This is a genomic window from Arthrobacter sp. Soil761 (assembly GCF_001428325.1).
In the GTDB taxonomy this organism is placed as follows: Bacteria; Actinomycetota; Actinomycetes; order Actinomycetales; family Micrococcaceae; genus Arthrobacter.
In genome coordinates, this window is the sequence record NZ_LMSF01000006.1 from 75,714 (window position 1) to 89,540 (window position 13,827).

13 protein-coding genes and 1 riboswitch are annotated in these 13,827 nt (G+C 68.1%); of the genes, 6 read left to right on the plus strand and 7 right to left on the minus strand.

All coding sequences use genetic code 11. The features are described from left to right. Positions 1-12: 12 nt before the first annotated feature. The 5 genes from ASG79_RS06055 to ASG79_RS06075 all read left to right on the plus strand — a co-directional run bounded on the left by ASG79_RS06055 (position 13) and on the right by ASG79_RS06075 (position 8,271). The gene (locus ASG79_RS06055) at positions 13-1,488 is read left to right on the plus strand and encodes a sensor histidine kinase (RefSeq protein WP_018771235.1); all 1,476 of its coding nucleotides are present in this window, start codon (positions 13-15) and stop codon (positions 1,486-1,488) included. A 141-nt stretch (positions 1,489-1,629) separates the two neighbouring features. After that, positions 1,630-2,976, plus strand: coding sequence for a bifunctional glycosyltransferase family 2/GtrA family protein (locus tag ASG79_RS06060; RefSeq protein WP_018771236.1), 1,347 nt, complete (start codon positions 1,630-1,632; stop codon positions 2,974-2,976). Further along, entirely contained in the window at positions 2,973-5,114 is a 2,142-nt protein-coding gene (locus ASG79_RS24290; protein ID WP_056389299.1) for an ArnT family glycosyltransferase, read from the plus strand. Before ASG79_RS06060 ends, ASG79_RS24290 begins: the two co-directional genes overlap by 4 nt. Before the next feature lie 6 nt (positions 5,115-5,120). Beyond that, on the plus strand, positions 5,121-7,184 hold the full coding sequence (locus ASG79_RS06070) for an ArnT family glycosyltransferase (protein ID WP_056389302.1): 2,064 nt from the start codon (positions 5,121-5,123) through the stop codon (positions 7,182-7,184). A gap of 207 nt (positions 7,185-7,391) precedes the next feature. Next, positions 7,392-7,552: riboswitch (cyclic di-AMP (ydaO/yuaA leader) on the plus strand. A gap of 5 nt (positions 7,553-7,557) precedes the next feature. Next, entirely contained in the window at positions 7,558-8,271 is a 714-nt protein-coding gene (locus tag ASG79_RS06075) for a hypothetical protein (RefSeq protein ID WP_018771239.1), read from the plus strand. An 86-nt stretch (positions 8,272-8,357) separates the two neighbouring features. On the opposite strand, the gene ASG79_RS06080 is transcribed toward ASG79_RS06075, so the two are convergent. The 3 genes from ASG79_RS06080 to ASG79_RS06090 all read right to left on the minus strand — a co-directional run bounded on the left by ASG79_RS06080 (position 8,358) and on the right by ASG79_RS06090 (position 10,296). Beyond that, positions 8,358-8,783: a VOC family protein gene (locus ASG79_RS06080; protein WP_056389305.1), complete on the minus strand. Its 426-nt coding sequence runs from the start codon at positions 8,781-8,783 to the stop codon at positions 8,358-8,360. Positions 8,784-8,844: 61 nt separating this feature from the next. Then, the gene (upp, locus tag ASG79_RS06085) at positions 8,845-9,480 is read right to left on the minus strand and encodes a uracil phosphoribosyltransferase (RefSeq protein ID WP_018771241.1); all 636 of its coding nucleotides are present in this window, start codon (positions 9,478-9,480) and stop codon (positions 8,845-8,847) included. Between the two features lie 12 nt (positions 9,481-9,492). Then, positions 9,493-10,296: a phosphatase PAP2 family protein gene (locus ASG79_RS06090; protein WP_043425400.1), complete on the minus strand. Its 804-nt coding sequence runs from the start codon at positions 10,294-10,296 to the stop codon at positions 9,493-9,495. 55 nt (positions 10,297-10,351) lie between these two features. Here ASG79_RS06090 and tadA point away from each other — a divergent pair, with 55 nt between their 5' ends. Continuing rightward, a complete protein-coding gene (gene tadA / locus ASG79_RS06095) occupies positions 10,352-10,858 on the plus strand; it encodes a tRNA adenosine(34) deaminase TadA (RefSeq protein WP_056389308.1) in 507 nt (168 codons plus the stop codon). Here tadA and ASG79_RS06100 read toward each other — a convergent pair. From ASG79_RS06100 to ASG79_RS23715, 4 genes are all read right to left on the minus strand, one after another. After that, positions 10,855-11,958: a glycosyltransferase family 4 protein gene (locus ASG79_RS06100; RefSeq protein ID WP_056389311.1), complete on the minus strand. Its 1,104-nt coding sequence runs from the start codon at positions 11,956-11,958 to the stop codon at positions 10,855-10,857. The two genes, tadA and ASG79_RS06100, sit on opposite strands and share 4 nt — an antisense overlap. Positions 11,959-11,960: 2 nt before the next feature. After that, positions 11,961-12,356, minus strand: a complete 396-nt coding sequence (locus ASG79_RS06105; RefSeq protein ID WP_018771245.1) for a 6-pyruvoyl trahydropterin synthase family protein — start codon at positions 12,354-12,356, stop codon at positions 11,961-11,963. A gap of 2 nt (positions 12,357-12,358) precedes the next feature. Next, on the minus strand, positions 12,359-13,399 hold the full coding sequence (locus ASG79_RS06110; RefSeq protein ID WP_056389314.1) for a zinc-dependent alcohol dehydrogenase: 1,041 nt from the start codon (positions 13,397-13,399) through the stop codon (positions 12,359-12,361). A gap of 193 nt (positions 13,400-13,592) precedes the next feature. Next, positions 13,593-13,827: hypothetical protein (locus ASG79_RS23715; RefSeq protein WP_056389317.1), on the minus strand; the 235-nt coding region annotated here is incomplete at its 5' end.

Genomic DNA, 13,827 nt, shown 5'->3' on the forward strand with positions numbered 1-13,827 from the left:
CAAAGGAAACGCGTGTCTCTTTCCGGTGTCCCCCGGCCCACCGGCCGGTCCTGGTTCAACCCGTCCACCTGGCACCTCCGCACCCGCCTTATCCTGCTCTCCATGGCGCTCCTGGTGGCCATCTCCAGCGCCATCGGCGTGGTCAGCTACGCCTCCATGGATGTGGTCCTGACCAACCAGCTGGACTCGCAGCTGATGCTGGCCTCCCGCGGACGGCCGCCGGAGGGCAACCCGTCCGGCCGACCGGACCCCCTCGATGCCCGGGGCCAGAGTGTGGGGACGCTCAACGCACGGGTGGTGGGCGGCCAGGTCAGCCGGGAGGCGGGCTTCCTGTCTTCCGATGCCACCCGCACGGCGCTGACTTCCGCCGATGTGGCCACCCTGCAGGCGTTGCCCCGCAATGGCCTTCCCGTGGACCGCAAGCTGTCCAACGGCGATTACCGGCTGATGGCCACGGCCACCCCTTACGGCGACGTGGTGATCACCGGCCTGCCGCTGGCAACGAAACAAAGCACCGAGGCCTCGCTGGTGCTCACGATGGTGCTGGTGTCACTGGGCGGCCTGGTCGTGATCGGGCTTGCGGGCACTGCCTTGATCCGCCGGACCATGCGTCCGCTGGAACAGCTGTCCGACGTCGCCACCAAGGTCTCCAAACTGCCCCTCGACGCCGGCGAGGTGGCGCTTGCCGTGCGCGTACCGCCGTCCGCAGCGCATCCCACCACCGAGGTGGGCAGCGTGGGCCATGCCCTGAACCTGATGCTGGACAACGTCTCCAGCGCCCTGGAAGCCCGGCAGCGCAGCGAGATGAAGGTGCGCCAGTTCGTTGCGGACGCTTCCCATGAGCTCAGGACGCCCCTGACCGCCATCCGCGGGTACACCGAGCTGATGCGCATGACCGAGACCTTTACCGAGGACGGCCGGAAGTCACTGGGCCGCGTCCAAAGCCAGTCCGAGCGCATGACCGCGCTGGTGGAGGACCTGCTCCTGCTGGCCAGGCTTGATGAGGGCAAGGCAACCGAAACCACCGATGTGGACCTTACCCAGCTGGTGGTGGAAACCGTCAGCGATGAAAAGGTCATGGCCCCGGACCACACGTGGCAGCTGACGCTGCCCGACGAGCCCGTCACGGTCCGCGGGGATGCCACCCAGCTGCACCAGGTTCTGGCCAACCTGCTGTCCAACGCCCGGAAGCACACACCGGCCGGCACCACCGTAACCACCGGGTTGATGCGCTCGGCCGATGGGAGCGTGGTGGTGACGGTTACCGACGACGGGCCCGGCATCCCCGCCGAATTCCAGGGCAACATCTTTTCGCGCTTCACCCGGGCCGACGCCGCCCGCTCAGGCTCAGAAGGCTCGTCGGGCCTGGGCCTGTCCATCGTCGAATCCATCGTCATGGCCCACGGAGGCACGGTGGAACTGGTGTCCCGGCCAGGCAGGACCGAGTTTGCGGTCCGCCTTCCCGTGCCCGGACCCGCCGCCGCCTGACCGCCACACACGCAGAGGGCGGTGGCCACTGAAGGCCAAGCCCGCGCCAATTGCACAGCGCCGGTTGCACAGCGCCAGTTACACAGGCACATCACAGGTTGCGCCTAAAGCCCTCAAATCCGGCGGCGCCACTGTTGATCCATGACGCTCACCGACTCCACTTCAGGAACCCTGCCGGACGCCGCGGTGGCCCCGGCGGGCCTTCCTTCCCGCGGACATGCCGCGCGGCGCGCACCCGTGGACACCCGTACCACCGTCCCCGTCCTTGACGTGACCATTCCCGTTTTCAACGAGGAACGTGACCTTGAGGAATGCCTTCGCCGGCTCCACGGGCACCTGCTGGATACCTTTCCACACAGCTTCCGGATCACCGTGGCGGACAACGCCAGCACGGATGGAACCCTGAAGATCGCCGAGCGGCTGGCCCGGGAGTTCCCTGAGCTCGTGGCGGTCCACCTGGATGAGAAGGGCCGCGGCAACGCCCTGCGCAAAGTGTGGCTGGCCTCCCCGTCACCGGTGCTGGCCTACATGGACGTGGACCTTTCCACCGACCTCGCCGCCCTGCCGCCGCTGCTGGCGCCCCTGATTTCCGGGCATTCGGACCTCGCCATCGGCACCCGGCTGACCCGCAACTCCCGCGTCGTCCGCGGGCCCAAGCGGGAGTTCATCTCACGCAGCTACAACATGATGCTGCACTCGTTCATGGGCGCGCGGTTCAGCGACGCGCAGTGCGGGTTCAAAGCCATCCGCGCCGACGTCGCCCAGCAGATCCTGCCCTACACCGTGGACAACTCCTGGTTCTTCGACACCGAGCTTTTGGTCCTCGCCGAACGCTGCGGCCTGCGTGTCCATGAGGTCCCCGTTGACTGGATCGACGATCCCGATTCCAGCGTGGACGTGGTACGCACAGCACTGGCCGACGTGAGGGGAATGGCCCGGCTCACCCGCGACTTGGTCTACGGTCGCATCCCGGTCCCGGAACTGCGCGCAGCCCTGGCACGGGGTCCGATCCCGGCGTCCTCGCGGTCCGGTGAGCAGACACGCGGCAGCAGCCTTTTCGGCCAGCTGGTCCGGTTCGCCGCGATTGGCGCCGCCTCAACCCTGGCGTACCTCCTGATCTTCGTGTTCTGCCGGGGATTCATGGACCCGCAGTTGGCCAACTTCCTTGCACTGCTGATCACCGCCGTGGCCAACACTGGCGCCAACAGGCGCTTCACGTTCGGCATCCAGGGCGGCAACCCGGTCCGGCACCACTTCGAAGGGCTGATCGTGTTCGGCATCGGCCTGCTGCTCACCTCCGGAGCACTCGCCTTTGTACACCGGACGACGACGCCTGACCGGTGGGTGGAAGTCCTCACCGTTGTGGCGGCGAACCTGGCAGCCACGGCGGTCCGGTTCCTGCTGTTCCGGCTCTGGGTGTTCCGCGGCAACCACGGCAACCGGACCACCAAAGACGCCCCCACTTCGACAGAAACGGCAGCATCATGACCTCCACCATTTCGCCGGCGGACGCCGGCTCACCCGCCGGCCGGCAGCCGTCGCCATCCGGCCACGCTGCCTCCTCCCCCGGGGCGGCCGATACCGCACCCCGCTGGACCCGCTACGCCTTCGGTGCGCAGCCCCGCTGGGTGAGGCCTTCCGCCGTGGGGCTCCTGGCAGCCACGGCGGTCCTGTATCTGTGGAACCTGGCAGCAACCGGCTACGGAAACTCCTTCTATGCAGCCGCCATCCAGGCCGGCACCAAGGACTGGACGGCGTTCCTTTTCGGCTCGCTGGACGCAGGGAACGCCATCACGGTGGACAAGCCGCCGGCAGCACTCTGGATCCCCGCCCTCGCAGGGCGCATCTTCGGTTTTTCACCACTGAGCATGCTGGTGCCGGAAGCACTCATGGGGGTGGCCGCCGTCGGGTTCCTCTACTTGGCCGTCAAACGCGTCTCGGGACCTGCCGCAGGCCTGCTGGCCGGCGCTGCCCTGGCGCTGACGCCGGTGGCTGCGCTCATGTTCAAGTTCAACAACCCGGACGCCATGCTCACCCTGTGCCTGGTGCTTGCTGCCTACTTCACCACCCGCGCCATTGAGAGGGCGGGTTGGAAGTGGCTGGTGGCCGCCGGCGCCGTGGTTGGCCTGGCATTCCTGACCAAGATGCTGCAGGGCTTCCTGATTGTTCCCGCGCTGGGACTGGCCTATCTGTGGGCCGCACCCACGCCGGTGGGGCGCCGGCTGGTGCACCTGCTTGGCGCGCTGGGCGGAATCGTCGTGGTTGCCGGCAGCTACATCGCCCTGTTCCAGCTGACACCGGCCTCCGAGCGGCCGTACATGGCAGGGTCCAGCACCAACAGCTTCCTTGAACTGACGTTCGGCTACAACGGACTGGCCCGTCTCACCGGTTCCGGCGAGGGCATGCCCGGCGGGGCCGGGGGTGCTGCTGCCGGCGGTCCCGGAGGCGGCTTCGGCGGCGGCAACGCCGGATTCGGCGGGGCGGCCGGGCTGCTGCGGATGTTCGGCACCAGCTTTGGCGGTGAGGTCTCGTGGCTTCTGCCCGCCGCCCTGGTCCTGCTGGTGGCAGGCCTCTGGTTCACGCGCCGGGAAGTACGCACCTCCCCGGGCCGCGCGGCCCTGATCCTGTGGGGCGGCTGGCTCGTGGTCACCGGAGGTGTCTTCAGCTTCATGAGCGGCATTGTCCATCCCTACTACTCAGTGGCACTGGCGCCGGCGATCGCAGCGCTGGTGGGCATAGGCGCAGTGGAGCTCTGGCGTGGCCGCAGCTACTGGCCGGCCCGGATCGTCCTCGCCGTGACCGTCCTCGGCACCTCTGTGTGGTCGGCAGTCCTGCTGGGCCGCGACACGTCGTGGCTCCCCTGGCTGCGGGTCGCCATCATCGTGCTCGGCGTCCTCGCCGCCGCCGCAATCCTCCTCCGCCTCGATGCACTGGGCACCTCAAAACCGGGCACCTCGAAACTGGGCGCCTCCGGACGGTTCCGCCGGGCCGGTGCGGCCGCCGTCGTCGTCGTATCCCTCCTGGCCGGCGGTCTTGGGACAGCGGGGTGGACCCTCGCCACCGCTGCTTCCGCCCACTCCGGTTCCATTCCGACGTCGGGCCCGGCGGGTTCGTCCGCGGGTGGCTTCGGCAACCGTGCCGCTGGATTCGGCGGCGCACGGGCTGACGGCAGGGAGGCCGCCACTGACGCTGCCAACGGCGCGGGTGGACTCGATCCCTTCGGCGGCATCGACGGCGCAGCCGGCCCCGGCGGTACCGGGGGCGCCGGCGGCGCCGGGGGCCCGGGCGAAGGATCCGCAGATGCGGCGGTGGCGGCACTCCTGAAGGCCACCACCACGAAGTGGTCCGCGATCGTCTCCGGCGCCAGCCAGGCAGCCAGCCTGGAACTCGCCACGAACACCAACGTCATTGCCCTGGGCGGTTGGAACGGCGGGGACCCCTACCCCACGCTCGCCCAGTTCCAGGACATGGTGGCCAAGGGCGAGATCGGCTACTTCATCCAAGGCGGTGGCATGGGAGGCGGCGGCATGGGTGGCCGCGGCAATTCAGAGGTGGCCGCCTGGGTCCAGGCCAACTTCCAGGCCCAGACCGTAGGCAACTCCACCGTGTACCAACTCACCAAGTAGGACTCAATGGCCAGCCACTACCCAGTGTCCGTCCACACTGCGTCGGTCCACACCGGACACCCTGCCGGTGCTCCTGCCGCCGCGCATCATCCTGTCCCGGCCCGCTTCCGGCCGGACCCGCGGGCGCTCCGGCGGCGGCTGGGACTGGCAGCGGTGCTGGCCGGGACCGCCGTGCTGTACTTGTGGAACCTTGGAGCATCCGGCTGGGCCAACGCGTTCTATTCCGCCGCGGCCCAGGCCGGATCGCAGGACTGGGCGGCCTGGTTTTTCGGCTCCTCCGACGCCGCCAACGCCATCACGGTGGACAAGCCGCCGGCGTCGTTGTGGGTCATGGGGTTGTCCGTCCGGATCTTCGGCCTCAGTTCCTGGAGCATCCTGGTCCCCCAGGCGCTGATGGGCGTCGGCACCGCCTGGCTGCTCTACCTGGCCGTACGGCGGGCCGCGGCGCCTGCCACGGCCGATCCACGGCTGGCGCACCGCGCAGGACTGATCGCCGCAGCCGTCCTGGCCCTCACCCCCGTTGCCACGCTGATGTTCCGCTTCAACAACCCGGACGCCCTGCTGGTGCTGCTCATGACGGCAGCCGCCTACGCGGTCCTCCGTGCAGTCCAGGAGGACCGGTTGCGCTGGCTCCTGCTGGCCGGAGTGTTCCTGGGCTTCGGCTTCCTGGCCAAGCAGCTGCAGGTCCTGCTGGTGGTTCCGGGATTCGCCATCGCCTACGCGCTGGCAGGCCCGCACAGGCTCCCGCGGCGCCTGCTCCGGCTGGCCGCGGCGGGAGCGGCCATGGTGGCCTCCGCCGGGTGGTGGCTCCTGGCGGTGGAGCTGACGCCGGCCGGCCTGCGTCCCTACATCGGCGGATCGCAAAACAACTCCATCCTGGAGCTCACGCTGGGTTACAACGGGCTGGGCCGGCTGACGGGCGACGAGACCGGCAGTGTGGGCGGCGGCAACGGCTGGGGAGATCCCGGGCTGCTCCGGATGTTCAACAGCGAGTTCGGCGGCCAGATCGCGTGGCTGCTGCCGTCCGCCCTGATCCTTGCGGCGGGCCTGCTGTGGTTGGGCCGGCGGGCACCGCGGACGGATGCGGTCCGCACCGCCGTCATCATCTGGGGCTTGTGGGTGCTGGTGACGGGCCTGGTCTTCAGCTTCATGGCGGGCATCATCCACCCTTACTACGCCGTGGCGCTGGCGCCGGGGATCGCCGGGCTTGCGGGGCTGGGCACGGTCCTCCTGTGGCAGCACCGGCAGCAGCCACCCGCCGCACTCCTGCTGGCCGCAGCGGTGGCCGCGGCCGCCCTGATGGCCTTCCAGCTGCTTGGCACCACGTCCGCCTACGGCGCGGGGCTGCGTTGGCTGGTCCTTTCCGGAGGCCTGGCGGCCGCAGCGGGCGTGGCGTTCGGCAGGTTCCTGCGCTGGCGTGCCGTGCAGCGGACGACGGCGGCGCTCGCCATTGCGGCGTCGCTCACCGGGCCGCTGGCGTACTCCCTTTCCACGGCGTCGACAACGCACAGCGGGGCGATAGTCAGTGCCGGGCCGTCGTCGGGCTTCGGCCCTGGCGGGACGGGCCCTGGCCGGACCGGCCTTGGCGGGACCGGGACAGGCAGCACCAGGCAGCCAGCAACCCAGGGAAACACGGCCCGCCAGCAGGGCGCGCCCGGAGGAACACTTCCCGGCGGAACCGCTGCTGCAAGTGGTCGCGGAGGCGGAGCCTTGGGAGGCCTCTTGGGCGCCCCAACGCCGTCCGCGGAACTCGTGGCAGCACTCAGGAATGGCGCCTCAGGCTACACCTGGGCAGCGGCAGTGGTGGGTTCGAACAACGCTGCCGGTTACCAGTTGGCAACGGAACTGCCGGTCATGGCGGTGGGTGGGTTCAACGGCACAGATCCCGCCCCTACCTTGGCGGAGTTCCAGGATCTGGTGTCCCAGGGAAAGATCCACTACTTCATCACAGGCGGAACCATCCGGGCCAGTACCGGTTCGGACGCTGCCGCCCAGATCGCCCAGTGGGTGGCGAACAACTTCACGGCGCAGAGCATTGGCGGCACCACCGTCTACCTGTTGGCTGGGTAACGGGAACTGTAACGGTCGGCGCGCTGCGCTCATGAAATGGGGCGGCCATACCCCAATGGGACCGAGGTTACGAACGGGGAATCCGGCAAATCAACGCGCTGAGGATCGTGACTTCCGTTACCTAAATGTGACTTTCGCGTGCACTTCCTGTAGCGTCGATTGGGTGCGGCCCCCGTTCGGGCCGCATATCCCGGGTCGACGCCAAGCTCTGCCGCTTCCCCGGATTCCGATTGAGCTACGGCAGAGGCGGGGGACCCACCGTCCCGGGCATTGAATGCCCTTGGGGTTAAGCCAGTACGTGATCTTTCCGTACGGCCGGATGCCCTCATCCGAACCCGACAGCTAACTCCGCAGGTGTGAGAGGCGATCAATCATGTCCAAAAACACGGCAGAAGCACGCCTGCTGCAGGCCAAGGCTAAACACAGGGCCGCGCAGCAGGCCAAGAAGACCACCCTGGGCCAGCGCGCCGCCGTCCTTGCAGCATCGTGCGCGGTGCTGGTGGGGGTAGGCGCGGCAGGACAGGCCACCAGCAGCATGACTCCGGTGTCATCCACCGCGTCCAACCCTTCCACGTCAGCGTCCGACGCTCAAATGAGCATCGAGAAGAGCGAGATCCGCTCCAACCCGGCAGCAAGCCCCGCGCCCGCTGCCATCAGCGTGGCACCGCAGGCAGCGGAACCGGCCCCCGCAGCGGCACCGGCAGCACCCGCAGCGCCTGCCCCGGCCCCGGCGCCTGAGCCCGCCCCCGCACCTGAGCCGGCTCGCGCCGTCGCGGTTAACGATCCTGCAGGCGCCCAAGCGTACGCCGCCAGCCAGCTGGGGGCGTTTGGCTGGGGACCGGACCAGATGCAGTGCCTGCAGACGCTGTGGACCAAGGAGTCCGACTGGACCACCACGGCCACCAATTCCAGCAGCGGGGCATACGGCATCGTCCAGTCCCTGCCCGCTGAGAAGATGGCAAGCGCCGGCGCGGACTACCTCACCAACTACCGCACGCAGATCAATTGGGGCCTGGACTACATCAAGAAGAGCTACCAGTCGCCCTGTGGTGCCCTGAACTTCCACCTGGCCCACAACTGGTACTAGGCACTCCTCCCCCCGGCGGCAGCGATGCCGGGGGAACTGCACCAAAGCGGCGGGCCGCATCATCATGATGCGGCCCGCCGCTTTGGTTAACCAGCGCCCGGTCCGGCGTCCTGTCCGGTGTTCCCGCCAGCGCCCTGCCCGGCGTTCCGCCACGGGATGTACTGGACAGCCCACTTGTTTCCGTCCGGATCGGCGAAGTACACGAAGTGGCCCCAGTCCTGGACGTCCACATCGCTGACATCCACGCCGTTGCTCTTGAGCTGGTCATGCGCCGCATTGATGTCGTCGACCACCATCTGCAGGTTGGAGCCCGTGCCGGGCGGGGCGTCGACGAGTCCTTCGCCGATGCAGATGGAGCAGGCCGAGCCCGGCGGCGTCAACTGCACAAAGCGGATGGAGTCCGACGGCCGCTCGTCGTAGTCGGCGTTAAAGCCCACTTTGTTGACGTAGAAGTCCTTGGCACGGTCAACGTCGGATACGGGGACAAAGACAAGCTCGAGTTTCCAGTCCATCTGCACAGGCTAGCGGCGGGACACCCGTTGGGAAAGAGCCCGTTCAAACAGGGCCGAAGTGCTACCCGGCGATGCCGTAGAGGCGGTCGCCGGCGTCGCCCAGCCCGGGGACAATGTAGGACTTCTCGTTGAGCTTCTCGTCGATGGAGGCCAGGACGATGTGCACGTTGGCCCCTGACAGTTCCTCCTCCAGCCGCGCCAGGCCCTCGGGGGCGGCCAGCAGGCAGATGCAGGTGACGTCGGAAGCGCCGCGCTTGAACAGGAACTTGATGGCTTCGCGCAGGGTTCCGCCCGTGGCCAGCATGGGGTCCAGGACGAAAACCTGGCGGCCGGTGAGGTCCTCCGGCAGGCGCTCCGCGTAGGTGATGATGTCCAGTGTCTCCTCGTCCCGGGCCATGCCCAGGAAACCCACTTCAGCGGTGGGAACCAGCTTGGTCATGCCTTCCAGCATTCCCAGGCCGGCGCGCAGGATGGGAACCACCAGCGGGGTGGGCTTGGTGAAGGCGGTGCCGACGGTGGTGCTGACGGGCGTCTCGATGGTGACGGGCTCGGTGCGGACCTCCCGAGTGGCTTCGTAGGCCAGCAGGGTCACCAGCTCTTCCGTCAGCTGGCGGAAGACCGGCGACGGCGTGTTCTTGTCCCTCAGGACAGTGAGCTTGTGGGCGACCAGGGGGTGGTCAACAACGAGAGTGCGCATCCCCCAAAACTATCACTCGGCGCTGCCCTTCCCGCGTCCGGAGTGTTCGCCGTCGTGCAGTTCCTCGGCCACCACGTCCCGGACGATGGGACGGTCGAACGACGGCGCTGCCCCTGCGTGCTCGCGCCTTCGGACCAGGTGGAACAGCCGGTGGGCCAGGATAACGATTGCCACCCAGGCCAGGCCCAGGATCCAGCCGGCCATAACGTCCGTGAGCCAGTGGTGGCCCAGGAAGACCCGGCTCAGGCCCATGGCGATGATGAAGATCGAGCCGGCGGTGATGGCGGTAACCCGGACCCGCATGGTGTGGAACTGAAGGCAGATGAGGTAGATCACCAGACTGATCACCACGGTGGTGTTCAGGGTGTGCCCGCTGGGGAAGGATGGCGAATCCTCGTAAGGGGGGACGGCGTCCGCATGGTCGGGCCGGGTACGGCCCACCAGCTTCTTGCCGAACGTGGTGGCGGTGACGGACGCTGCCGCTGCACCGCCGATCAGGACCAGCGGACGCCAGTTCCGGCTCAGGAAGGTCAACCACGCGGTGAGGATGCTGGCCAGGATGGGCATCCCGATGCCGCCGCCGATGTTGGTGAAACCGGTGACAAAGGAGTCAAGGCCGGGGCTGCGGAGGCCTTCGGCAAAGGCAAGGGCAGGCTTGTCCAGGTTGGCCAGGCCAGCGGAGTCCACCACATCGTCGTAGACCTCTGCCCCAAGCAGCGCCAGGGACACGATGACCACACCGCCCACAAGGATGGTGAGGATCAACGCCGCATAGGGTTTGAACCAAATACCCAATCGGTCCCGAAGAGTGTCCATGGTGCCTCCCGGCATCGGCAAGTAACCTGACTAACCCCGAAACTATCATTGAGCCATGCCCTTGCCCGAAAAGAAACACGAGGCCTGGATGGGCCTTGCCCTGGCGGAGGCCCGCCGTGCGCTCGACACGGAGGACGTGCCCATCGGCGCCGTAGTGATAGGGCCCGACGGCGACGTTCTGGGTTCGGGACGCAACCAGCGGGAGGAGCTGGGCGACCCCACAGCCCACGCCGAGGTGGTGGCCATCAGGGAGGCGGCCGGACGGCTGCAGGAACGGGCACGGGTCGGCGGCGGCCAGGGCGACGGGTGGCGCTTGTCCGACTGCACGCTGGTGGTCACCCTGGAACCCTGCGCCATGTGTGCGGGCGCAATCGTCCTGGCGAGGATTCCCCGGGTTGTGTTCGGGGCCTGGGATGAGAAGGCCGGCGCTGCGGGATCGGTATTCGATATCCTCCGCGAGCGCCGGCTGAACCACTGGGTTGAGGTGTATCCCGGGGTCCGCGGGGAAGAGTGCGCTTTACTGCTGCGCGAATTTTTCGCCGCCCACCGGAGCAGCCTCTAGCCCTGCCGCTCCCCGTGTCCGCCGGGTCCCTCCAGGAGGGCCAGCACGTCCTGCGCTGGTTCGCTCCATCCCGGCAGCCTGGTCCGCGCATCGAGCGCAGCTGAACGCCATTTTTCCCGGGTCTTTCCATCCACCAGCCAACCCCGCAGTGCATTGGCCAGGCGGCCGGGACTCTCCTGTCCGCCGTCTGGAAGGGTAAGCACTGCCCCCGGAAGGCGGGGTTCGCCGTCGGCCGTTCCCAGCCCGCCCATGCCAAGCGCCTCCACCGCCCCGGTCCCGGCACGGACCAGAACAGGAATGCCGTGGGCCAGGGATTCGGTGACGGCCATACCGAAAGCCTCCAGCCGCGACACCAGCAGGGTCAGGTCCGTCCGCGCCCATTCGGCCTCCAGGGCTTCGCCAATGAGCTCGCCGGTGAGCTGCACCCGCCGCTGGAGCCCGTGGGCAGTAATGGCAGCCCGGACCTCCCGTGCGTAGTCCGGGTCCGCCTGCTCGGAGCCCACGAACGACGCAGTCCACTCAAGGTCCTGGATCCGGGCCAGGGCATGCACGGACAGCAGCTGGTCCTTGTTGGGCAGCAGCGCGGCGATAACCGCCACGTGCGGCGGCCTGGATCCCTGGGCCAGGGGTGCGGGGTTGACGCCGGGAAGGACAACGGTGACCCGGGAAAGCCCCCTTTCCAGGAGGAGGGATGCAGACGACGTGCTGGTGCAGATCACGCCGGTTGCCGCACGGAGGGCTCTCGCTTCGCGTTCCAGGGCCGCAGCCCCGGAGCTTTCCTCAACGGGCATATGCACCAGGACCCACGTTTCCCCGCCCGCCTTCGCGGCGTATTCGAGTTCATCCGGGGCACCTACCGCCACCAGGCCGTCCACGATGGCCACCGCGTCCCCGTGGTGTGCCTCAGGTTCCCATGCTCCGAGGAGGGTGCCCAGCCGGCGTCGTTCCTTGGCGCCGGCGTCCGGCCAGTTGCCCTCCACGGCAACCACCTCCACCTCCGCGCCCCGTACCTGCAGGCCCGCAACCAGGCGCGCGTTGTAGACGTTGCCGCCTGAGCTGTGGCGGATATTGCCGGGAACCAGCAGCCGGATGGGACGCATGGCTACGCGGTGAGGTCCAGGGAAAAGGTGGCCCAGGCGTCAGGATTCTCGCGCAGGGTGACCTCCAGTCCTGCGAGCTCACGGCCGTCGTCGTTGTCCTTGATCTCTGCGGCCACCTTCCGGGCGATGTACTCGGCGAGGGCTTCCGTAGTGCTGAGCTTGCCCTCGAAGTCCGGGTGCTCGTCCAGGTTGCGGTAGTTCAGGCCGGCGAGCACCTCCTCGATGATGGTCCCGGCGGCGCCGATGTCCAGGACGATCGCGTCGGCATTCAGGGCGCGACGGCGGAAGGCCACCTCGGCGACGAAGGTTGCACCGTGCAGGCCCTGGGCGGGGCCGAAAGCCTCACGGGGAAGGCTGTGGGCAATCATGAAGTGGCGGCGGATGGTCAGGCTGAACATTGTTACCTCAAGTCTTTGGGGGTGTGGGTGGCTGGGCTGGGCGCGGGACTGCCGGCAGGGTATTCGACGACGTGGCACAGGGCTTCCAGGCTGCCGTCCGCCAGGCTCTGGACCACGCCAGGCAGGTCCTCGAACCGGGACGATCCCGTCAGGAACGCGTCGAAGACGGGGTCCTTTAGCAGCGATACGGCCAGGTCCAGGCGGTCCGCATTGGTGCGCCTGTGGCGCCGGGAACGCGCCACCATGCCCACCTGGCTCGCCCTGATGGACAGCCGCCGGGCGTGGAAGTCCTCCCCCAGCGGCACAGTGACCTCACGGTTGGCATACCAGGACATTTCGATGATTTCGCCTTCATCGCCGGCGAGCTGCAGGCTGCGCTCCAGGCCTTCCTGCGAGGCCGAGCAGTGGAACACGATGTCGCAGTCCGCCAGGGCGTCATCGGGGTGGGCGAAGTCCACGCCCAGGGTGTCCGCGAGCTTTTTCCTGCCCGGATCGAGGTCCACCAACTGCAGGCGCTGCAACGGGAAGGTGCGCAGCAGCGTAGCCACCATGCCGCCCACCAGGCCGGCTCCGACAACGGCAATCCGGTCGCCCAGCCGAGGCCCGGCTTCCCACAGGGCGTTGACTGCGGTTTCCACCGTGCCGGTGAGGACCGCCCGCCGGGATGGAACGCTGTCGGGAACCCTGGTTAGAGAGGTCACCGGCACCACATAGAGGTCCTGATGCGGATTCAGGCAAAAGACGCGCCGGCCCTTCCACTCCTCAGGACCTTCCTCCACGACTCCCACCGAGAGGTAGCCGAATTTCACCGGCCCTGGGAACGTTCCCTCCTGGCGTGGGGCACGCATCTCTTCCGCGACACGTGGCGGCACGGCTCCGGCGTGGACCACCATTTCGGTGCCCTTGCTGATGCCGGAGTACAGGGCACGCACCAAAGCTTCGCCCGGCCCCGGCGCGGGCACTTCTTCGGCCCTGAGCTCGCCGTGTTCCTTGGCGGTGGTCCAGTAAGCGGTTGCGTGGATCGGAGTCTGTGAATTTGTCATCTTGCTGATGAATCTAACCGGATGCGCGGTGGCGGGGAAAGTCCGACGGCGGATGGCGGGGTTTGGTGCCGCGCGGCGGCGTCCGTGCCAGCATCAAGGCGGGGCGGGTGCGGAGGGTGGCGCCGGGACGTGGACCTGCCGCAACTTGTGCGGGCGGACCGGACTGAAGACGCGGCAGTGCAGCAGCTTCGGCTTAGACGCCGAGGTGTTTAAGCAGTGCCTCTTCGAGGAGGCTTCGTTCGCCGGGCAGGAACCCGGGTGGCCACGTTGGTGGTTCCCAGTCCTGGTGTTCGCTTGTGTAGTGGCGGCCGGTGGGTGAGGTCCAGCCGGGTGGTTCGTTCGTGCTGGCCGGGGTGGGTTTCCAGGCGGTGGTGTGCCGGAGCCGGTGGTGCTTCGGGCAGGGCTGTCCCAGGTTGCTGATTCCGGTG